General features: G+C 52.3%; 15 protein-coding genes, 1 tRNA gene and 3 rRNA genes. 7 read left to right on the top strand and 12 right to left on the bottom strand.

Annotated features, from left to right (window positions below):
* Positions 1-143: 143 nt before the first annotated feature.
* The 8 genes from EZ315_RS03825 to EZ315_RS03860 form a co-directional block, all read right to left on the bottom strand.
* A complete protein-coding gene (locus EZ315_RS03825; protein WP_135470762.1) occupies positions 144-647 on the bottom strand; it encodes an RNA polymerase sigma factor in 504 nt (167 codons plus the stop codon).
* Between the two features lie 431 nt (positions 648-1,078).
* Positions 1,079-1,187: ribosomal RNA gene (gene rrf / locus EZ315_RS03830) — 5S ribosomal RNA — on the bottom strand.
* Positions 1,188-1,441: 254 nt separating this feature from the next.
* Positions 1,442-4,344: ribosomal RNA gene (locus tag EZ315_RS03835) — 23S ribosomal RNA — on the bottom strand.
* Between the two features lie 181 nt (positions 4,345-4,525).
* A tRNA-Ala gene (locus EZ315_RS03840) sits at positions 4,526-4,599 on the bottom strand.
* 281 nt (positions 4,600-4,880) lie between these two features.
* Positions 4,881-6,412 (bottom strand): 16S ribosomal RNA (locus EZ315_RS03845).
* The 16S, 23S and 5S rRNA genes sit together here with 1 tRNA gene alongside, the layout of an rRNA operon.
* A gap of 599 nt (positions 6,413-7,011) precedes the next feature.
* Positions 7,012-7,932 (bottom strand): NAD(P)-dependent oxidoreductase, encoded by a 921-nt coding sequence (locus EZ315_RS03850; protein ID WP_135470764.1) that lies wholly within the window; start codon positions 7,930-7,932, stop codon positions 7,012-7,014.
* A 28-nt stretch (positions 7,933-7,960) separates the two neighbouring features.
* Positions 7,961-9,028, bottom strand: a complete 1,068-nt coding sequence (serC, locus tag EZ315_RS03855) for a 3-phosphoserine/phosphohydroxythreonine transaminase (RefSeq protein ID WP_135470766.1) — start codon at positions 9,026-9,028, stop codon at positions 7,961-7,963.
* Positions 9,029-9,190: 162 nt separating this feature from the next.
* Entirely contained in the window at positions 9,191-10,501 is a 1,311-nt protein-coding gene (locus tag EZ315_RS03860) for a replication-associated recombination protein A (protein ID WP_135470768.1), read from the bottom strand.
* 280 nt (positions 10,502-10,781) lie between these two features.
* On the opposite strand from EZ315_RS03860, the gene EZ315_RS03865 reads away from it, so the two are divergent.
* From EZ315_RS03865 to EZ315_RS03895, 7 genes are all read left to right on the top strand, one after another.
* Positions 10,782-11,024 (top strand): hypothetical protein, encoded by a 243-nt coding sequence (locus EZ315_RS03865; RefSeq protein ID WP_135470769.1) that lies wholly within the window; start codon positions 10,782-10,784, stop codon positions 11,022-11,024.
* Positions 11,025-11,049: 25 nt separating this feature from the next.
* Positions 11,050-12,027: a PstS family phosphate ABC transporter substrate-binding protein gene (locus EZ315_RS03870; RefSeq protein ID WP_170957451.1), complete on the top strand. Its 978-nt coding sequence runs from the start codon at positions 11,050-11,052 to the stop codon at positions 12,025-12,027.
* Positions 12,028-12,170: 143 nt separating this feature from the next.
* A complete protein-coding gene (locus tag EZ315_RS03875) occupies positions 12,171-13,796 on the top strand; it encodes a tetratricopeptide repeat protein (protein WP_135470773.1) in 1,626 nt (541 codons plus the stop codon).
* 138 nt (positions 13,797-13,934) lie between these two features.
* Entirely contained in the window at positions 13,935-15,605 is a 1,671-nt protein-coding gene (locus EZ315_RS03880; protein WP_135470775.1) for an AMP-binding protein, read from the top strand.
* Positions 15,606-15,639: 34 nt separating this feature from the next.
* Positions 15,640-16,038, top strand: a complete 399-nt coding sequence (locus EZ315_RS03885) for an acyl-CoA thioesterase (RefSeq protein WP_135470777.1) — start codon at positions 15,640-15,642, stop codon at positions 16,036-16,038.
* A 9-nt stretch (positions 16,039-16,047) separates the two neighbouring features.
* Positions 16,048-17,172 carry a DNA-processing protein DprA gene (gene dprA / locus EZ315_RS03890; RefSeq protein WP_135470779.1) on the top strand — a complete coding sequence of 375 codons (1,125 nt, stop codon included), beginning with the start codon at positions 16,048-16,050 and terminating at the stop codon, positions 17,170-17,172.
* Positions 17,173-17,234: 62 nt separating this feature from the next.
* On the top strand, positions 17,235-18,107 hold the full coding sequence (locus tag EZ315_RS03895; protein ID WP_135470781.1) for a nucleoside phosphorylase: 873 nt from the start codon (positions 17,235-17,237) through the stop codon (positions 18,105-18,107).
* Between the two features lie 230 nt (positions 18,108-18,337).
* Here EZ315_RS03895 and meaB read toward each other — a convergent pair whose 3' ends face one another.
* The 4 genes from meaB to EZ315_RS03915 form a co-directional block, all read right to left on the bottom strand.
* Positions 18,338-19,435 (bottom strand): methylmalonyl Co-A mutase-associated GTPase MeaB, encoded by a 1,098-nt coding sequence (meaB, locus tag EZ315_RS03900; protein WP_135470783.1) that lies wholly within the window; start codon positions 19,433-19,435, stop codon positions 18,338-18,340.
* A 26-nt stretch (positions 19,436-19,461) separates the two neighbouring features.
* Positions 19,462-20,544: a DUF1573 domain-containing protein gene (locus EZ315_RS03905; RefSeq protein WP_135470785.1), complete on the bottom strand. Its 1,083-nt coding sequence runs from the start codon at positions 20,542-20,544 to the stop codon at positions 19,462-19,464.
* Between the two features lie 12 nt (positions 20,545-20,556).
* Positions 20,557-20,946, bottom strand: coding sequence for a DUF1573 domain-containing protein (locus EZ315_RS03910; protein ID WP_135470786.1), 390 nt, complete (start codon positions 20,944-20,946; stop codon positions 20,557-20,559).
* Between the two features lie 223 nt (positions 20,947-21,169).
* Positions 21,170-21,697, bottom strand: coding sequence for a hypothetical protein (locus tag EZ315_RS03915; protein WP_135470788.1), 528 nt, complete (start codon positions 21,695-21,697; stop codon positions 21,170-21,172).
* Positions 21,698-21,736: the final 39 nt, after the last annotated feature.

Genomic DNA, 21,736 nt, shown 5'->3' on the forward strand with positions numbered 1-21,736 from the left:
GTCTACTAAAAAATATATATAACCTTATTTACCTATAATCTCTATTGTATCACGTGGAAAGAAACAGTATTTAGGAATGGCTTTAGTCCTGAGGTCAGAAAAGAGGTTGCAAGGGTATTCTATTACCTACAGCATCGGATGTCCTACCTGTAGTCCTTGAACTGAGCCTGCAGCTTCTTCCGGGCGAAGAATATGCGGCTCTTGACGGTGCCCAGGGGGAGGCCCATGCGCTCGGCTATCTCGTTGTACTTGTAGCCGGCGACGTGCATCGAGAAGGGCACTCTGTACTCCTCGGGGAAGGAGTCGATGGCGGCGGTGATCTCCCCTGCCCCGTACGACCCTTCAGGGCTCTCAAGGCCCGAGTCCTGCGAGAGGTTCAGGTGGTAGAGGTCCTCGGTCTGGTCTACGACGGTCTGGGACCGCACGCTGCGGCGGTAGTTGTTGATGAAGATGTTGCGCATGATGGTGAACACCCATCCCTTGAAGTTGGTGTTGTCGACGTACTTGCTTTCGTTGTCGAGGGCCTTCAGGGTCGTGTCCTGCAGGAGGTCGTAGGCATTGTCCCGGTCGGACGTGAGCATGTACGCGAAGTTCAGCAGGTTGCCCTGGAGGCTCATGAGCTTGCTTTCGAATTCCTTGTTTGCCATTATGGTGTCGCCTTTAGTGAATGTGTGAACTAGGTCCGGTCTGTGCGGAGGCTGGGCGTGCCATGCCGTTCCGGTGATCCAAAGTTACGGAGTTCCATCCGGTGCCCGCGCATATCAATGACGGTTTTTGGCGCCACGGCGGCCGCATGATGCCGGCAATGCAGGTCCATGCCTGTATGACAGGCAGTTGCATATGTGATGCTTTTGTAACAAAATTGTTACAGGTAACAGTCCGAGGGCCCATCTGACACATATCCGCGCTCCACTGGCGCACTCCCCCGGGCGGCGGACATGCGGGCAGGCCTGTGCCTGCCAATGTGCCTGTGAGGGCTCCCATGGGCTCCGGAAGGGCGGCGGTGTCATGGGGGTCCCGCCGCCCTTGGGGGCACATAAAAGAAGAGCCCCGGGGACTCTGGTCCTCGGGGCTCGGGAAGGGGCGGTTATCTACTTTCCCGCTTTCGCAGTATCATCGACGTGGTGAGGTTTAACTGCTCTGTTCGGAATGGGAAGAGGTGGAGCCCTCACGCTATGGCCGCCTTAGTTCGGTAGAAGAAAGGCACGCTGGAAGCTGCGAACCGTGACTCTTGACGGCATCCGTGTGCCGTGATTAGTCCCCGGTAACACTCCGGCAAGCACCACCGGAAGGTGTGTCTGACGGACCCGCGATGATCGCACGCGGGACTCTCTGGCGTCGGACCACTCCCGGAAACGGGTCCTGTTGCCTCCGCTGATGATGCCATCGCGGGGCCACCCGGCCGGTTTTCTATTATTTACATGTTTTGAGGGATGTCTCCCTGAGAAAGGGTTTGGGCGATTAGTATCGCTCGGCTGAACGCGTTGCCGCGCTTGCACCTGCGACCTATCGACGTCCTCGTCTCGGACGGCCCTTATGTGGAGATCTTATCTTGAGGGGGGCTTCGTGCTTAGATGCTTTCAGCACTTATCCTGGCCCGACGCGGCTACCCGGCGGTGCACCTGGCGGTACAACCGGCTCACCGGTGGTCGGTCCGACACGGTCCTCTCGTACTAGTGTCGGGGCCTCGCAAATCTCCCGCGCCCACAACAGATAGAGACCGAACTGTCTCACGACGTTCTGAACCCAGCTCGCGTGCCACTTTAATAGGCGAACAGCCTAACCCTTGGGACCTTCTCCAGCCCCGGGATGTGACGAGCCGACATCGAGGTGCCAAACCACTCCGTCGATATGAGCTCTTGGGAGGGATCAGCCTGTTATCCCCGGAGTACCTTTTATCCTTTGAGCGATGGCCCTTCCATGCGGAACCACCGGATCACTATGCTCTAGTTTCCTACCTGTTCGACCTGTATGTCTCTCAGTCAAGCGCGCTTGTGCCATTACACTCCACGGCCGGTTACCAATCGGCCTGAGCGCACCTTTAGAAGCCTCCGTTACTCTTTTGGAGGCGACCACCCCAGTCAAACTACCCACCAAGCAGTGTCCCCGCACCGCGGGTTAGAGACCAAACGTGCGAAGGTCAGTATTTCAACGTCGGCTCCTCGGCGACTGGCGTCGCCGGTTCTCTGCCTCCTGACTATCCTACACATCGCACGCCCGGTCACAGTGCTAAGCTGCAGTAAAGGTTCACGGGGTCTTTTCGTCCCGTTGCGGGTAATCGGCATCTTCACCGATACTACAATTTCACCGAGCTCACGGTTGAGACAGTGTCCGGATCATTACACCATTCGTGCAGGTCGGAACTTACCCGACAAGGAATTTCGCTACCTTAGGACCGTTATAGTTACGGCCGCCGTTTACCGGGGCTTCAATTCAATGCTTCCATTGCTGTGACATCTCCTCTTAACCTTCCGGCACCGGGCAGGTGTCAGGCTGTATTCTTCATCTTTCAATTTCGCACAGCCCTGTGTTTTTGTTAAACAGTTGCCTGGACCTATTCTCTGCGCCCCTCCCGGAGGAGGGGACCCCTTATCCCGAAGTTACGGGGTCAGTTTGCCTAGTTCCTTAACCGTGAATCTCTCGAGCGCCTTGGTATGTTCTACCCGACCACCTGTGTCGGTTTAGGGTACGGGTCGGCATGGGATATGCTTAGCGGATTTTCTCGGGAGCATGGTTACCTCCGCTGTCGGCTCGCCCGGGGGCTCGCCGTACTGTCCCGCTTCGGCACTCCGCCCGGATTTGCCTGGGCGGCGTATACCTTTGCGGTTCAACGCGCTATTCCGTCAGCGCGCGGGAGTGTCACTTCTCCGTCTCCACATCGCTCTCATACCGAGTAACGGAATGTTGACCGTTTCTTCCATCGGCTACGCCTTGCGGCTGCGCCTTAGGTCCCGACTGACTCTGATCCGATTAGCGTTGATCAGAAACCCTTGGTCTTACGGCGGGGGAGTTTCTCGCTCCCCTTGTCGTTACTTATACCTACATTTGCTTTTCCGGGGCCTCCAGCCAGGCTCGCGCCCAACCTTCCGCGGCTACCGGAATGCTCCCCTACCACCCGCCGGAATACCGGCAGGTCCACGCCTTCGGCACCGGGCTTATGCCCGATTATTATCCATGCGGGACCACTCGACTAGTGAGCTGTTACGCACTCTTTAAATGAATGGCTGCTTCCAAGCCAACATCCTAGCTGTCCTTGCGGTCCCACCTCGTTATTGTCTTCAACTTAGCCCGGATTTCGGGGCCTTAGACGGTGGTCTGAGTTGTTCCTCTCTCGGACGCGGACCTTAGCACCCGCGCCCTCACTCCCGGGGACCGTGCCGTGGCATTCGGAGTTTGTCAGGACTTGATAGGCGGTGAAGCCCTCGCATCCTATCAGTCGCTCTACCTCCACGGTACTGAGCCCGAGGCTGCACCTAAATGCATTTCGGGGAGTACGAGCTATCTCCAAGTTTGATTGGCCTTTCACTCCTACCCTCAGGTCATCCGAAAGCTTTTCAACGCTTACCGGTTCGGACCTCCAGTGAGTGTTACCTCACCTTCATCCTGCCCAAGGGTAGATCACTTGGTTTCGCGTCTGCCGACGGTGACTGTGCACGCCCTCTTCGGACTCGCTTTCGCTCCGGCTCCGGGGCTGAGCCCCTTAGCCTCGCCGCCGCCGGCAACTCGTAGGTTCATTATGCAAAAGGCACGCCGTCACCCCACGAAAGGGCTCCGACCGCTTGTAGGCACATGATTTCAGGGTCTGTTTCACTCCTCTGTTCGAGGTTCTTTTCACCTTTCCCTCACGGTACTGGTTCGCTATCGGTCTCTCGGTAGTATTTAGCCTTGCGGGATGGTCCCCGCGGATTCGGCCAGGATTCCTCGTGTCCCGGCTTACTCAGGTGCCGCCTCTGTCACGACGCGCGTTTCGCCTACGGGGCTGTCACCCGCTGCGGCCCCACTTTCCAGTGGGTTCGGCTACGCTTGTCCTGTCCATTCTTTGGCGGTCCTACAACCCCGGTCGGTGCCTCGACACCGCCGGTTTGGGCTCCTGCGCGTTCGCTCGCCACTACTTGCGCAATCATTGGGTTATTTTCTTTTCCTCCGGGTACTGAGATGTTTCAGTTCCCCGGGTTCGCTCCACCCTTCAAGGGTGGTGACGCGGTCGCCCGCGCCGGGTTGCCCCATTCGGACATCCGCGGATCACAGGATATTTGCTCCTACCCGCGGCTTTTCGCAGCTTGTCACGTCCTTCGTCGCCTCCGAGAGCCCAGGCATCCTTCATGTGCCCTTCTCTCCTTTCTTTATGACCTGTAAGTAATCCAATCGGTTTTTCCAGTAGAACACCCTCGCCTGCATCATTCTCACTCAGCAGGGTTGCAGTGTTGCTTGCTCTTTGATTTGTGTTACTCGTTTTCTTCGATTCGCTTCGCATCAACTTTTAATTGATGCGCGCTTCCAGTATGTCAATGTCCTCTCTTCTGAGTGGAGAATAACGGATTCGAACCGTTGACCCCCTGCTTGCAAAGCAGGTGCTCTAGCCAGCTGAGCTAATCCCCCCTCCCGTGTCGCCGGCTGCCGATAGCGTGCTGCGGACCTGGCGGCGGGGAGTCCCCCTCGTGCCGCCCGCCACGCTGCCGTATCCGCCGCGCATTGCGCGCGGCCGTGGACCTGCCGGGATTCGGTTGTAGGTCAATAGACCGTCGAAAGTGTACAGGGCTCCGGGTATGACCCGGAGGATGCCCTCGTCTGTGTCTCTTCTGCAGACTTCCTGTCGGGCGTCCGAGGCTATGGCCGGACTGTCGCGGCCGCGCCGCTGTCCGTTGTGCCGTCGGCTCCAGAAAGGAGGTGTTCCAGCCGCACCTTCCGGTACGGCTACCTTGTTACGACTTAGCCCCAGTCACCGGTTTTACCTTAGGGCGCTCCTTGCGGCTGCACACTTCAGGCACCCCCGGCTTCCATGGCTTGACGGGCGGTGTGTACAAGGCCCGGGAACGTATTCACCGCGCCATGGCTGATGCGCGATTACTAGCGAATCCAGCTTCACGGAGTCGGGTTGCAGACTCCGATCCGAACTGAGACAGGTTTTCGGGTTCCGCTCGGCGTCGCCGCCTGGCTTCCCGCTGTACCTGCCATTGTAACACGTGTGTCGCCCCGGACGTAAGGGCCGTGCTGATTTGACGTCATCCCCGCCTTCCTCGCAGCTTGCGCCGGCAGTCTCTCCAGAGTGCCCAGCTCTACCTGATGGCAACTGAAGATGGGGGTTGCGCTCGTTATGGCACTTAAGCCGACACCTCACGGCACGAGCTGACGACAACCATGCAGCACCTCGACGCAGGTCCTGAAAGGACTGTATGCTTTCACATACATCCCTGCGTCGTTTGAGCCCGGGTAAGGTTCCTCGCGTATCATCGAATTAAACCACATGTTCCTCCGCTTGTGCGGGCCCCCGTCAATTCCTTTGAGTTTCACCGTTGCCGGCGTACTCCCCAGGTGGAATGCTTAACGCTTTCGCTGTGCCACCCAGCCGTCATTCCGGCCGGACAGATAGCATTCATCGTTTACTGCGTGGACTACCAGGGTATCTAATCCTGTTCGATACCCACGCTTTCGTGCATGAGCGTCAGTTGCGCGCCGGTAGGCTGCCTTCGCGATCGGAGTTCTGCGTGATATCTATGCATTTCACCGCTACACCACGCATTCCGCCTACCCTTCGCGCACTCAAGGGACACAGTTTCAACGGCGGAGCGGGGTTGAGCCCCGCGATTTTACCGCTGACTTGTGCCTCCGCCTGCGCACCCTTTAAACCCAATAAATCCGGATAACGCTCGCATCCTCCGTATTACCGCGGCTGCTGGCACGGAGTTAGCCGATGCTTTTTCTTCAGGTACTCTCACAGCAGGTCCCGACCCGCCTCTTGCTCCCTGACAAAAGAGGTTTACAACCCGTAGGGCCGTCTTCCCTCACGCGACTTGGCTGGTTCAGCCTCCCGGCCATTGACCAATATTCCTCACTGCTGCCTCCCGTAGGAGTCTGGTCCGTGTCTCAGTACCAGTGTGGGGGACCTTCCTCTCAGAACCCCTACGCATCGTCGCCTCGGTGGGCCGTTACCCCGCCGACTAGCTAATGCGCCGCATGGCCATCCGCAGCCGATGAATCTTTAACCGCCGAGGGATGCCCCTCCGCGGTGTTACGCGGTATTAGACGGAATTTCTTCCGCTTATCCCCCTGCTGCGGGCAGGTTCCATACGTGTTACTCACCCGTGCGCCGGTCGCCGGCAGGAGCATTGCTGCTCCCCCGCTGCCCCTCGACTTGCATGTGTTAAGCCTGTCGCTAGCGTTCATCCTGAGCCAGGATCAAACTCTCCGCTGTTTTCTATTGTCTTATTTTTCTTCTTTTCAGTTGAAATCAAGCAACAGAAACCGATTTGTTGTTTGTTGCTTTCGCTCGACGGTGGTTCGCCTGCCCTGTGGACGCTGACTTATATGGATAGTTGTAGAATTGACTTGAGAACATCATCACTCCCCGGGATCGGGGCCGTGATGACCCTTGTACTACTTTCTAACTTGTCTATTGTAATTCTTTTCAATGTACTCTGTTCGCGCTTCCGGAAACTGACCGGAGAACTCTTGCGAAATGTTCTGCAAAGTTACTGCGAAATTTTCATTCCTGCAAACTTTTCGATGTTTTTAACATTCTTTTAACATCTCTCCCCGAACTTCGGGGACCTCTCAAGCGTTCCTCCTTCTGGACCGCCTCGCCGCTGCGAGGGGTGATTCCCAAAAGCGAGTGCAAAGGTAGACATTCTTCCCTCACCATCCAAATTTTTAGACCATGTTTAACAATTATTTAACAGTTAGGGTTATTCAACTCAGATTCAAACAACACGTATCACGCTGATTATCTTTAAAATACATAGGGCACACCATATTTTCACATGATATGCCCTATGAAATATTTTATAAAGACAACTACTTATTCACGCGGAAACGATCCTCTCCAGTGGTCAGGAAAGCGATTGCCTGGCGGGCAGCCGCAATACCGGCATTAATATTAGCCTCGGAAGTCTGAGCACCCATTTTCTTAGGTGTAAAGAAAACACGGCCACCAAACTTCTCTTTCATTTCCTCTGCACGGTCGGGAGCGACATCTGCGGCATATTTAAGATCGGGGCGAGCCTCAAGAGCACGGATCAGACCCTCCTCATCAATGACCTCCTTACGGGCAGTATTGATAAGAAGTCCACCCTTTGGCATTGATGTCACGAGATCATAACCAATCGAGCCACGAGTCTCAGGAGTAGCTGGGATATGTATTGACACTACGCGATTCTCCCTATAAAGCTCCTCTACGGAATGGACAGGCTTGACAGCCGCCTCTTCCATAGCAGCATCAGGACAATACGGATCAAGAGCAGAGATGCTCATGTCAAAGCCACGTCCGATACGCGCCACATTGCGCCCCACCTGACCGAAAGCCTGGATACCAAGGGTCTTGCCCTTAAGCTCTGTTCCGGAGGTGCCATTATACATATTTCTACACATCATAACGGCAAGGCCGAACACAAGCTCAGCAACAGCATTGGAATTCTGCCCAGGAGTGTTCTGCGCACTTACACCATGGGCTGTCGCAGCTGCGAGGTCTATATTATCATAACCTGCACCAGCACGTACCACAATCTTAAGATTCTTGGCAGCATCCAGCACCTCGGCATCGACTTTATCTGAACGGATGATGAGCGCGTCGACATCAGCGACAGCAGCAAGGAGGTCAGCCTTTGCGGTGTACTTCTCCAAAAGGATCAGTTCAGCACCAGCATCTTCTATCACCTTACGCATACCATCTACAGCCACAGCTGCAAACGGTTTTTCGGTAGCTATGAGTACTTTCATTATATGCTACGGTAAAATAATTGATAATTCAGTGCTGCTTCTCAAACTCTGCCATGGCATCAACAAGTGCCTTCACGCTCTCAAGAGGAAGGGCATTATAAAGCGATGCACGGAAACCGCCAACCGAACGGTGACCCTTGATGCCGACAATACCGCGGGCCGCACAGAAGTCCACGAAGTCCTTCTCAAGCTCCTTATACTCTGGTGTCATCACAAAAGTCACATTCATAATAGAACGTGAGTCCTCGGCTGCTGTTCCTACAAACATCTTGCTATTATCAATAGCATCATAGAGAACCCCAGCTTTCTCAAGGTCGATCTTCTCCATCGCCTTAACGCCACCCATCTCCTTATAATAACGAAGAGTCATGAGAGAAGAGTAAACGGGAAGCACAGGAGGTGTATTGAACATAGAACCCTTCTTGATATGAGTGCGATAGTCAAGCATAGTAGGGATAGCACGATCAACCTTGCCGAGTACATCCTCCTTAACGATCACGAGAGTCGCACCTGCCGGGCCGAGATTCTTCTGCGCTCCGGCATAGATAAGATCATATTTGGCGACATCAACCGGACGAGAGAAAATATCGCTCGACATATCGGCTACAAGGCGCACGGGGACATCCGGGTCCTCGCGGAGCTCTGTACCATAGATAGTGTTATTAGTAGTAATGTGGAAATAGTCAAGATCCGAAGGCACCTCATACCCGCGAGGATAGAAGTTATAGTTGGACTCCTTGGAAGAAGCAAGCACCTCTACATCGCCGAAAAGCCGAGCCTCCTTGATAGCATTGGCTGCCCATGTGCCGGTGTCAAGGTAGCCAGCCTTGGTGCGGAGAAGGTTCATAGGAGCCATACAGAATTGCAGGCTGGCACCACCGCCAAGATAGAGCACCTGATACCCTTCGGGCACATCAAGGAGCTCCTTGACCAGAGCCTGAGCCTCGTCCATGACTGCGACGAATTCCTTGGAACGGTGAGACACCTCAAGGAGCGAGAGTCCTGTCTCAGCAAAATTGTTCACTGCATCGGCCGTATGCTTGATGGTATACTCACTCAAGATCGACGGCCCGGCGTAGAAGTTATGTTTCTTCATACTTGGAAATGTTGGAAATAATTGTCTTTGGAAAGCCTGCAAAATTACGACAGACTTACGACTGCAAATTTATACAAATTATTTTCAAAAACTATATTAAATACAGAAATTTTTCTTTAATACTCCGACATTCCCGAAAACGCCTAAAAAAAGTCCTCTTTTTCAGTCTTTTTTCCCTTCATCAGCCACCCTGTTGGACGGATTGCACCACCGCTCGTTCTGCAATGACGCAGCACGCATCTCCGCCTGATTGCCACATGGGGTCCAGAACTCCTCGTGACCAAGTTCGTCAGGCATAAACTGCTGTATCACAAAATTGCCAGGATAATCATGGGCATACTTGTAGTCACGACCATACCCCATATCCTTCATCAAGGAGGTTGGAGCATTGCGAAGATGCAGGGGCACAGGCAGATTCCCGGTTTCTTCCACTCTTTTCAACGCCTTATTGACCGCCATATAGGCAGAATTGCTCTTAGGAGAGGTAGCAAGATAGATGGCACACTGCGCCAATGGTATCCTCCCCTCCGGAAATCCCACCTTATGCACAGCATCAAATGTGGCATTGGCAAGAAGCAGCGCATTGGGATTTGCAAGACCGATATCCTCAGAAGCAAGAATAAGCAGACGCCGCGCAATAAACTCAGGTTCCTCCCCTCCTGCTATCATGCGAGCAAGCCAATACACCGCGGCATCCGGGTCACTGCCACGGATACTCTTGATGAACGCCGATATGATGTCGTAGTGCATCTCCCCGCCCTTGTCATACACAGCTGGGTTCTCCTGCAAGCGGTCAGTAACCACGCGATCATCAATCACCATCCTCTCGCCCTGAGGTATCGACTGCTCAAGGAGATCGAGAATATTAAGCAGCTTGCGTGCATCCCCACCGGCAAAACGAAACAGAGCAGTGGTCTCCCTTACATCCACACCATGACTCTTCAGCACAGCATCCCTCTCAAGCGCACTGTCAAGGAGAGCCTGCAACTCAGGCTCCTCAAGAGGTCTCAAAGTATACACCTGAGCACGCGACAGCAACGGACGGATCACCTCAAACGAAGGGTTCTCCGTAGTGGCACCGATAAGCGTCACTGTTCCGCTCTCCACCGCACCGAGCAGAGAATCCTGCTGATTCTTGCTGAAACGGTGGATCTCATCAATAAACAGGATCGGACGCCCTTGTGTGAACATGCTCTCAGTGTCCCTACGACATCTGTCAATCACATCACGCACATCCTTGACCCCCGAATTGACTGCCGAAAGTGTATAGAACGGCACATTAACCGTGTTGGCTATAATCCGTGCAAGCGTAGTCTTCCCTACTCCGGGAGGTCCCCAGAGTATGAACGAAGCGATCTTGCCTGACTCAATCATCCTGCGCATCACCCCTTCGGGCCCCACAAGATGAGTCTGACCTATATAATCCTGAAGCGAACGCGGACGCATACGCTCCGCCAATGGTATCGTAGTCATACCACAAAGGTAACTTAAAAGTTTAAATCAATAAAGAGACACGGAAGCATGTCAGTGTTAAAGGGTATTAATTAGGTGTAAATTCTTTCCACGTTAAGATTTTTTCATTAATTTTACCGCAAAGAAACGATAGTGGCAAAAGCAGCTATGCGCATCAAAAACTTTCCGCCACCTATCGTTGTTAGTTTAATACCCGGAAGCTTATGTAAGCTTCCGCTAAATACCGTTTTAAACTATTGTCACAATGAGCGCACAACGTAATTCTGGAACACCCAAGACTATGCGAAACATATTTGGCATCATCATGATCGTCATTTATCTCGCAGTAGGCATACTATTCCTTTGCGGATATTTCAACATCCTCTTCCCCACATGGACCTGGGTACGCTGGGTAGGCGGAGCATTATTCATCGTTTATGGCATATGGAGGGGATACCGCCAGTTTGCCGGAATTGACCCCGGCTACGGCAACGAACCGGACGATGATGACACATCCGATCCGACATCATTCAAAAAGCACTAACACTCCCCTACTCCGCCCATACATCATGAGTATATCACCACGCAACATACCCCTGCTCGTCACATCCATAGCCATTGCAATCATTATGGCAGGGTGCACAGGCAAAAAGGAACAGAAACAGCCGTCTATGGCAAAGATAGCCTGCGACGAGTCATTCGAATACATAATGGAGCAGGAAATCAATGTGTACGAGTACATCTACCCTAAGGAAGATGTGCTCGCATATTACCTGCCCGAAAAACAGGCAATCGACTCAATCATGGCTATGGGATCAGTGAAAGGAGCCGTGATCACACGCCCGCTAACCGACAAGGAAGTCAACTACCTAAGAGCAAACAAGAAACTGGTACACCAGAAAAAAATAGCCATCGATGCACTTGCCCTTATCGTCAATCCGGCAAACCCGGTAGAGATACTCTCAAAAAAAGATATCGCTGAAATACTCTCTGGAGATGTCACACGATGGGATCAGGTAGAGCCATGCAAGCTCGGAGACATCGATGTAATATTCGATCATCAAGGCTCATCGACCGTAGCTTATATGCGCGACTCCATAATGGGAGGCAAACCTTTAGGAGCGCATGTGTCGGCAGTGAAGTCAAATCCTGATGTGTTCAAGGCTGTTGCCGAAAACCGCAATGCCATCGGCATCATCGGAGTCAGCTGGATATCAAGTGATCTGTCCGGCCGTCAGAAGTCGGTAGAGGAACTTGCCCAGGCTGTAGAGAAGAGCGACACCACAACACTCCAATTCAGCCAGGATGTCAAGGTACTGAAAATACGAGGCAACAATGAAGTCACAGCCTACAAACCCTATCAGGCATACATCTTTGACGGCTCATATCCGCTCTACCGTTCCGTATATATGGTCAGCACAGCCCCCGGCGGCACGGTGACCCACCGTTTCTACAGTTTCGTCACAGGATTTCAAGGGCAGAAGATCATACAGATGACCGGAATCCTGCCTGCCACAGTGCGACCGCGCATGGTGGAACTGGAATAAGAGACATGACAACCGCTGTCAACACACCTTAATTACATATAACTAATGTTTATTCACGCAATAAACATTCCGGATTATCGTTTGACAGATTAATCTCAATAAAATATATAAACAATAAAAACAAAAATAGTAAACCAACAGTGATGAAGTTACGCACATTGTTCTCCCTCTGCCTGGGAGGTATCGCGCTCACCGCGCTCGCTCAAGGAGGATACCAGGACGGTGTTGATTACTACAACGCCGACCGCTTCGAAAAAGCAAGGACCATCCTTCAAAAGACACTCAACGACGCATCGACCAACAAGGCAGTGTCATATTTCTATCTCGGCTCACTCGATCTTCGCGAAGGCAACATCCAGGGAGCCCAGACCAATTTCAACAATGGTATCGCCGCTGATTCCGACTACGGATACAACTACGTAGGACTCGGTGAAATAGCACTCAAAAACGGCAACAAAAAAGAAGCTGAGGGCCAGTTCAAAGCCGCCATCAATACCAACAAAAAGGACGCCGCTCTTGTAGCTGCTGTAGCACGTGCCTACGCGAATGTCGACCCCGTATTGTATGCCAAGGAGATTGAGAAGAATATCGAGAAAGGCATGAAGATGTCAAAGAACAAGGAACCGCAGATCTACGTCCTCCAGGGCGACCTCGCCAAGAACGAGGACAAAGGTCTGGCAGCAGGATACTACGAGCAAGCCATAATATATGAGGAGGAGAGCGGCAACGTCAATCCCGAAGCCTATGTAAAATACTCCAACCTCTATAACAAGGTGAACTCCGACTTCGCAATCGGAAAGCTTGTCGAACTCAACGAAAAACTCCCCACCTCTGCGTTGGCACAAAGCGAGCTCGCTGAGAAATACTACGACAACAATCAGCTTACCCGCGCAGCCGAGCAGTACGGCAAGTACATGAAGAACCCCAACCACTTCCAAGGTGACGAACAGCGTTACTCAGGTCTTCTGTATTTCGGCAAAAAATATCCTGAGTCACTCGAAGTGGCACAGCAGATTCTCACCAAAGACCCCAACAACGAATACATGCAGCGCATGGTAATGCTCAACAAGACTGCTCTCGGTGATTACACCGGTGCTGACGAAGCTGCCAAGAAGCTCTTCTCTCATGAGGGTGCAAAATTCACCGCCACCGACTATATAACATATGCCGATGTACTCATTCATACCGGAAAGCCTGAGGAAGCCGTTGCCGCTTACGAGACTGCTTACAATATGAACCCCGAAAAGAACAAGCAGATACTCGCCGACATCTCCGAGCTTTACAACAAGCTTGAAAACGATGCCAAGTCAGTAGAATACATGCAGAGATACGTTGACACTGGCGACGTGACACTACAGGATTATTTCATCCTCTCCAACCGCTACAAGAACCTCGGCCTGACACTTCCTGAAGGATCTCCCGAACGAGTAGAGGCTGCCAACAACGGTATCAAGTACATTAATCTCGCCCTTGAATCAGCCGCCAACAAAGGTCCCCTCTTCCGCAACAAGGCTACCCTTCTTATGGTGCGCGACGGAGCAAACAACACCCCTGAGCTCATAGAGACATATCAGGCTATGATCGCTGCTTACGATGAGGACCCCGAGAATATCAACAAGTATGCCGAAGCCTACAAGACTGCCTACACTCGTATGGGATCATACTATATGGGACTTGAGGACAAGGACAAAGCTCGCGAATATTTCCAGAAAGTGCTTGAGATCGATCCCGATTACGCGCCTGTAAAGAAAGTGCTCAGCGAACTCTAATCCTATAGCAATCGTTAAACTTACAGGAGCCGTAACACACTTACGCCCCTCCTGACTCTCAATAAGGTTAATATGCAAGGGCCGGGCTAAGCCCGGCCCTTGTCAATTCCTGTAATCCTCTACTCCAAAACATTGACTATGATCACCGAAAATCTTCTCAAGATATACGCATCAAGCTTCCGGCAGAACTGGGAACTACCCGCCATCACCGACTTCGGCTCTGGAGCCACGATGACATACGCCGATCTGGCGAGACGCATCGCCGCTACCCATCTGCTGTTTAAAGAGTGCGGTGTGAAGCGTGGCGACAAAATCGCACTCATGGGCAGGAACTCCATATCATGGGTCGAGACATACATGGCCACCATCACCTATGGAGCAGTCATCGTGCCTGTGCTGCACGACTTCAACGTACAGGATGCCATGCACATCATCAATCACTCCGAAAGTGTGATGCTGTTTACCAACGAGTCGATTTTCGACAATATGGAATTTGAAAAAATTCCGGCAATAAAGGCTGTGCTCTCGCTCGACAAGCGGGAAGTGCTCGCCGAACATCCCACCAACAACCATGTCGTAAAGAAATTCCTTGTCAAGCTCCCCGACCGTATGCGCAAGGCATATCCACACGGATTCACAAGCGCGGATGTCGAATATCCCGAGTTAGACGAAAGCTCACTGGCAGAGATCAACTACACCTCCGGCACCACAGGATTCTCCAAAGGGGTAATGCTCACTCTGAGAAACCTTGGCGGCAACGTCAGATTCGGCATCGAGTCAAGGCTACACTACCGAGGATCCAGAAACGTGTCGTTCCTGCCTCTTGCCCACGCCTACGGATGCGCTTTCGACATGCTCACACCTCTTGCCACAGGATCGCACATCACCCTTCTCGGCAAACTGCCTACTCCAAAACTGCTCCTCAAGGCTTTCTCACAGGTGAAGCCTCACCTCATCATATGCGTGCCGCTCATTCTCGAAAAGATCTACCGCAACAAGCTGCGACCGATACTGGAGAAAGCGTCGGTCAGGAATATGCTTAAAGTCCCCGGAGTCAACAAGATCATATACCGCAAGATACGCAATCAGCTCATAGAGGCCTTCGGCGGTGAATTCGAGGAGGTTATTGTAGGCGGTGCACCTCTCAACCACGAGGTCGAAGAGTTCCTGCATCGCATAGGCTTCCCATTTACGGTGGGTTACGGCATGACCGAATGCGGGCCGCTCATAAGCTACACCCCATGGCGGAAATTCATAACCGGATCGTCAGGAAGGACCCTCCCTTTCATCATGGAGTCAAAGATTGCCGACAGCAAAGACCCTGCCAACATTCCTGGAGAGATATGCGTAAGAGGCGAGAATGTGATGGTGGGCTATTATAAGAACCCCGATGCCACCGAAGCCGTGCTCGATGCCGAAGGATGGCTACATACAGGCGACATGGGCACCATATCACACGACAGCACGATATTCATACGCGGCAGGTACAAGACCATGATCCTGAGTGCAAACGGACAGAACATCTATCCTGAAGAGATCGAAGCCAAACTCAACAACCTCCCATACGTAGCTGAAAGCCTCATAGTGGAGAGAGGAAAACACCTCGTGGCACTTGTCTATCCAGACTACGAAGCCATGGACCGCGACCGTATATCCAACGAGAAACTTCCGGAGATAATGGAAAAAGTGCGGACCGACCTGAACCTCCAGGTAGCACCCTACGAACGTGTAGACAAGATACAGCTCATAGCCAACGAATTCGAGAAGACACCAAAACGTTCCATAAAACGATATCTCTACAACGCCTGATCCACACCCATTCCTTAAATCCACCCCATCTGTTATGGATTATCAATTCGAGCTACCCATAAAAGTACGCGACTACGAGACCGACTCGCAAGGCATAGTCAATAATGCCAACTACCTGCATTATCTTGAGATAACACGCCACGATTTCTGCGAACAGGCTGGCACATCATTCCGCGCCATGCAGGAGCAAGGGCTCGATCCTGTGGTAAGAAAGATCGAGATAGAATACATCTCCTCTCTAACACTCGGTGACAGCATGATATCCAAGCTAAGGATGCATCGCGAAGGCGCGCGATTCATATTCCGACAGGATATATTCAACGCCTCGACCGGGGCAATGGTGGTGCGGGCTGTTGTCACAACCGTATGTCTCGAAAACGGCAGACTGTCACGCGGCGACATCCTTGCTGAAGCATTTGCCCAATACCTGTAGGACACCCTTATGACCATCGACCCATCCCTCCTCTACCGGATAGCCTTCGCCTCGATGCGGGGACTCACTCCTGCCCTGGCACGCGCCATACTGGCCCGGACAGGGACAGAAGAACGGTTCTTCTCTCTGACTGCCGAACAGATATCTGCCTCACTCGGATTCCGCAACCGACTGTTTGACCGCTCTCTACGCGACAAGGCACTCAGAGAAGCCGAGGACGAGGTAAAATTCATCGAGCGCGGCAACATCCAGGCATCCTACTTCACTGACCCCACCTATCCGACACGCCTCCTGGAGTGCGACGACGCCCCGCTGATGATCTACACGCTCGGCGACTGTGATCTCAACGATGCGAGGATAGTCTCCATCGTAGGCACACGCCATGCCACATCCTACGGCACATCATTCGTCGACGACCTCGTTAAAGGGCTTGCCGAGAAGAGTGCCGATCCTGTAGTGATAGTAAGCGGACTCGCCTACGGTATAGATGTTGCCGCCCACCTTGCAGCCATCAGCGCAGGACTCCCGACTGTAGGCGTGCTTGCCCACGGACTCAACACCATATATCCAGCATCCCATCGCGACATCGCAGCCAGGATGATTCGTTCGGGAGGGATGCTGCTCACCGACTACCGTTCATCCGACAATATACATAAAGGGAACTTCCTTGCACGCAACCGCATCATAGCAGGACTATGTGACTGTGTAGTTGTAGTCGAATCCGACACTCACGGAGGCTCACTCGTTACAGCTCGTCTCGCCTCGGCATACTCCCGGGATGTATTCGCCCTGCCAGGACGCACATCCGACCGTTACTCCCGCGGATGCAACCATCTCATATCATCGTGCATAGCAAGCCTTCTCACATCATACGACGAACTCATTGACTCAATGCGCTGGCGACGACGCGTATCCGAAGGCGAACAGGGTGAGCTCTTCAGTGACACTCCCCCTGGCCTCTCTCCTGAGGAACAAGCTATAATCGACATCATAACAACTCGTGGCGATGCCACAATCAACGAACTGACTGCCTCAATCGACATCCCTACCCCACGCCTCATGGGAATGCTCGTCGACATGGAATTCCGCTCTCTAATCGCCGCAATCCCGGGAGGCAGATACCGTATAAGATAGGTCAAGAACCATCCCACATCATCCGACGTTTCACCTATACAACAAATTCCACCCAGACTATTATGGCAAAAATCATTCCACCCTCCGAACTGATCATCAATCCTGACGGCTCGGTGTTCCATCTCCACCTCACCCCATCGCAACTCACCGACCGCATCATCCTTGTAGGAGATCCGGCACGCGTGGATATGGTGGCTTCATTCTTCGACACCATCGACTATGATGTACAGTCACGCGAATTCCACACCATAGGCGGCACATACCGAGGCAAGCCCATCATGTGCCTGTCCCACGGCATAGGACCTGACAACATCGACATAGTAATCAACGAGCTTGACGCTCTCGCCAACATCGACTTCAACACTCGCGAGGTTCGCGACAACCTGCGACGCCTCACTATGGTGCGCATAGGCACATCGGGAGCTCTACAGCCCGAACTCAAGCTCGGCACCCCTGTAATAGCCGAAAAGTCCATAGGATTTGACGGTGTTCTCAACTACTACGCCGGACGCAACGAAGTTGCCGACCTTGAATTCGAGCACGCTTTCTGTGAGGCTGTCGGATGGAATCCGCTATGGGCAAAACCTTACGTGGTCAATGCTGATGAAGAGCTTGTCAATCAGATAGGCGGTGACGACATGGTGAGAGGAAACACCATATCAGCCGTCGGTTTCTACGGTCCGCAGGGAAGGGAACTTAGACTTCCGCTCGCCAATCCACAGCTCAACCGCTTGATCGAAGAGTTCCGTTTCAACGGTCGCAAAGTCACCAACTACGAAATGGAGTCGGCACCACTCCAGGGGCTCGGCAAGCTAATGGGACACCGTGCAATGACGGTGTGCTCAATCATAGCCAACCGCATGAACTCCGATGCCAATCCCAACTACAAGACTGCTGTCCGCGACCTCATAGCCACCGTCCTCGAACGAATATAACTTTCAGACCAGAGGGCTATATATAAGACAGGAGAACAGGAGAACTTTTAGACCAGAGAACCAGAGATCTATAGTTTTTTAATCTATAATTTTCGGTCCTCTAAAAAATTTTCCTGTTCTCCTGTCTTATATATAGCCCTATGGTACTATGGTCTAAAAATTTTCCTGTTCTCCTGTCTTATATATAGCCCTATGGTACTATGGTCTAAAAATTTTCCTGTTCTCCTGTCTTATATATAGTTCTCTGGTCTGAAATAATGGTTGAGAACATCGCGGGCAGCGACAAACGAGCTGAGCTGATTGTTTAGCACCTTCACCTCCTTCTCCGCAAGCATACGCTCAATCTCAGGATTATTATAGAAATTCGACCTGAGCTGAGCATCGATAGTCTCATACATCCAGTATCTTGCCTGCTCGCTTCGTTTGCGGTCAAAATAACCGTTAGCCTTCACAAAATCAAAATAGCGGTCAATCATATCCCACACCTCATCGATTCCGAGCTCAAAATAACCCGAATAGGTCAGCACCTCGGGCGACCAACCGCTTGCCGGAAGAGGGAACAGGTGGAGCGCACTGCGAAACTGTGTCTGAGCCAACTGCGCACGCTGTATATTGTCGCCGTCAGCCTTATTGATCACAATGCCGTCAGCCATCTCCATGATGCCGCGCTTTATGCCCTGCAACTCGTCACCGGTACCGGCAAGCTGAATGAGCAGAAAGAAATCCACCATCGAATGCACAGCGGTCTCGCTCTGCCCCACACCTACAGTTTCAACAAATATATTGTCATATCCGGCAGCCTCGCACAACACGATGGTCTCGCGAGTCTTTCGCGCCACTCCTCCGAGCGATCCCGCCGAAGGGCTGGGGCGTATGAATGCATCCGGATGCACCGACAGTTTCTCCATTCTCGTCTTGTCGCCGAGTATACTCCCCTTGGTGCGTTCGCTCGAAGGGTCGATGGCAAGCACAGCAAGCTTGCCCCCTTTTTTCAGGACATGTAAGCCGAACACATCTATCGACGTGCTCTTACCGGCTCCGGGCACACCGGTGATGCCGATCCTGCGTGAATGCCCGGAATGAGGCAGACACTTCTCTATCACCTCCTGCGCCAGAGCCTCATGCTCAGGCGAAAGGCTCTCCACAAGGGTCACAGCACGCGAAAGCATGGTCATATCCCCCCTCAGTATCCCCTCTACCATTTCGGCTGCCGACGGCATGGGGCGCGGACGCCGCTTCTTCAGATAAGGGTTCACCACCGGAGGCTGGCTCACCCCCTGGTTCACGGTCAGACCGTTATACTTGGCATCATTCTCAATATGTTCCATCGGTTTATTTGGAAGATTTAAGGTTATTATTTCACTACCTCAGCTACAACTCTCACCATAGTGGACGGATGCTGAGGGTCATTGGCAATAATATTTATACGTGCGTTAAGCAATTCCGGGCTCTTTATCATCGAAGGTGTCACGGTCACATTGACCTTGGCACTCTTTCCCGGCTTAATGGTCTTGTCTTTGAGCCGAATGCTCACAGCAGGATCAGGACATGATATAGCACGTATCACAAGCGGGCTCTTGCCCCGATTGAAGATGTCAAACGAACTCTCTACCGGACTGTCCCCTTTGCTCACCCTCTCCAGGTCCAGAGCCGTCTCAGATGTCTCAAGCAAAGGAGCCTTCGCGCGCTGCTCCGGGGTAAGTTTGGAGAAATTCTCCTCCAGTATCACCACTGTCTCTATCTTTTTAGCCTGTGCCGATCCGGCATCGGGATAGAACAAGAGCGAGTCAGTCACTATGCCCCAGCCGCTCGCCTCGTTGCTGTGGAGCACAGTGGAGATGATAAACTGCTCCCCGGGCGGCACCACCTTGGGCTGCAACATGGCATGGATATACTTCGGGGCACCCTCCACACGCGGGCGCAGAGTATCTGCCGATGCATTGTACGCATCCACATACTGCCCCATGGTCTCCCCTTTGAGCACCTTGCCGTATGCTATTGTATTGGAGCGCAGCCTCACAGGTCCCACTTCTATAGGATAACGGCTCTTAAGGGTGTTGGACGACCCTATCACCGTCCCTGTGATGGTGAGCGACGTGCGGCGCGGAGCTGCACTGCAATCCACATTGATACGTTTAGAGAATCGCCCCGGCCTCCCCTTGGGATCAAACCCCACACGTATCACCGCTGTATCCCCCGGAGCCACCGGCTTGGTGGAATACTCCGGACGCGTGCAGCCGCAATTGGCTCTCACACCTGTGATAGCCATAGGTTCTGTTCCTGTATTTACGAGCCTGAACTCGCAATACACTGTACCGACATTCTCGTCAAACGCACCGAAGTCATGCTTCTTGCCAAGCCACTTATTCTCCGCCCAGGCAGGGAGCAACATTAAGGCCCCCACCGCGGCAAGCGCGCATCTCTTTATCGCATTCATAACCGCATATGTTTATTTAGGGATCACAACCCCTTTGAATTTCAGCACAGTGCGTTTCTTTCCGGTGCTGAGCTGCACTTTCACGTTTCGGCGGAACTCACCCTTGAATGTGGCTGGATTGAAATTAACCTTTATCACACCTTTCTTTCCGGGCGCGATGGGTGCAAGAGGGAAATCGGGCTTGGTGCAGCCACATCCCCCATTGGTCACAGTGACAATGCTCACCGGCTCATCTCCGGTGTTTGTGAACTCATACGTCGCTGTCACCGTTCCACCTTTCGCACGGATAGTGCCGAAATCATGTTCAAGCTTGGAGAACTCCACAGCACCCTTTGCCCACGACCCGACAGAGGTCAGCACCGCGAGCACAATTATAAACATTATTCTCTTCATATCTTCCATAATTTATTAACACACAAAAGTACAAAAAATATCTTCGAATAAAAAAATCTGCCCGCACAGCGTTTCACAACGACATACGGGCATGTGACTATTGGATTTACCTATTTTCACAAAATTAATCAGAAGCGGTAATATTCAATAATTCCGGATTATCATAATGTAGTAATGCAAAATAAAAGCAATCTCGGCAACTTTCATTAACCGGAAGATTGCCATACAATTCTTATTCCACTATCTGTCTCGGATCTATTGCATTCTTTGCATCCTTGGCTGGCTGGGAAGCCTCCTTGATACAAAGAAACCATTTGTCATCCTTTTTTACAGGATTAAACATCAGCGATATAGCCGGAGCGTTACCCGATGAGTCACGTTCGCGGAAAAAGGTACGATACTTCAAGTCATTCAGTTCAGGGGTAGAGAAACTGTAATAGTCCATCTCGTAATCCACTACAGGGAATTTCTTGAAACGGTTGAGCATCCTCTCGCGAGCCTCATCACCAAGGGGTGACGGAACGCCCTCGTCAGACATCTCAAAGAAGTTGCCCACAGCCCACTCCACATTACCGCTTTTCAGGCTATCCATCACCTGAGTGGCAATCTGGAACACCTGAGTGGTGTCAGAAGCTGTAAGCGTAGAGGCAAATTCCTCTTCGACCTCCTGAAAAGTCTTGGGTTGCTCCTTCTTTCCGTCGCTTCCTCCACATGCCCACATGAGCATGGAGGCTCCGACAATTATAAATAATTTTTTCATCTTCTAATTTTAAGAAGAGCACCGGCAGCATATACCGGT

The organism is Duncaniella freteri, assembly GCF_004766125.1.
Classification (GTDB): Bacteria; Bacteroidota; Bacteroidia; order Bacteroidales; family Muribaculaceae; genus Duncaniella; species Duncaniella freteri.

Bases quoted from the DNA above. Each gene is read 5' to 3' on its own strand.
- EZ315_RS03905 (WP_135470785.1), bottom strand. From the start codon at position 20,544: ATGAATGCGATAAAGAGATGCGCGCTTGCCGCGGTGGGGGCCTTAATG.
- meaB (WP_135470783.1), bottom strand. From the start codon at position 19,435: ATGGAACATATTGAGAATGATGCCAAGTATAACGGTCTGACCGTGAAC.
- dprA (WP_135470779.1), top strand. From the start codon at position 16,048: ATGACCATCGACCCATCCCTCCTCTACCGGATAGCCTTCGCCTCGATG.
- EZ315_RS03875 (WP_135470773.1), top strand. From the start codon at position 12,171: ATGAAGTTACGCACATTGTTCTCCCTCTGCCTGGGAGGTATCGCGCTC.
- EZ315_RS03915 (WP_135470788.1), bottom strand. From the start codon at position 21,697: ATGAAAAAATTATTTATAATTGTCGGAGCCTCCATGCTCATGTGGGCA.
- EZ315_RS03910 (WP_135470786.1), bottom strand. From the start codon at position 20,946: ATGGAAGATATGAAGAGAATAATGTTTATAATTGTGCTCGCGGTGCTG.
- EZ315_RS03885 (WP_135470777.1), top strand. From the start codon at position 15,640: ATGGATTATCAATTCGAGCTACCCATAAAAGTACGCGACTACGAGACC.
- EZ315_RS03850 (WP_135470764.1), bottom strand. From the start codon at position 7,932: ATGAAAGTACTCATAGCTACCGAAAAACCGTTTGCAGCTGTGGCTGTA.
- EZ315_RS03860 (WP_135470768.1), bottom strand. From the start codon at position 10,501: ATGACTACGATACCATTGGCGGAGCGTATGCGTCCGCGTTCGCTTCAG.
- EZ315_RS03865 (WP_135470769.1), top strand. From the start codon at position 10,782: ATGCGAAACATATTTGGCATCATCATGATCGTCATTTATCTCGCAGTA.
- EZ315_RS03825 (WP_135470762.1), bottom strand. From the start codon at position 647: ATGGCAAACAAGGAATTCGAAAGCAAGCTCATGAGCCTCCAGGGCAAC.
- serC (WP_135470766.1), bottom strand. From the start codon at position 9,028: ATGAAGAAACATAACTTCTACGCCGGGCCGTCGATCTTGAGTGAGTAT.
- EZ315_RS03895 (WP_135470781.1), top strand. From the start codon at position 17,235: ATGGCAAAAATCATTCCACCCTCCGAACTGATCATCAATCCTGACGGC.
- EZ315_RS03870 (WP_170957451.1), top strand. From the start codon at position 11,050: ATGAGTATATCACCACGCAACATACCCCTGCTCGTCACATCCATAGCC.
- EZ315_RS03880 (WP_135470775.1), top strand. From the start codon at position 13,935: ATGATCACCGAAAATCTTCTCAAGATATACGCATCAAGCTTCCGGCAG.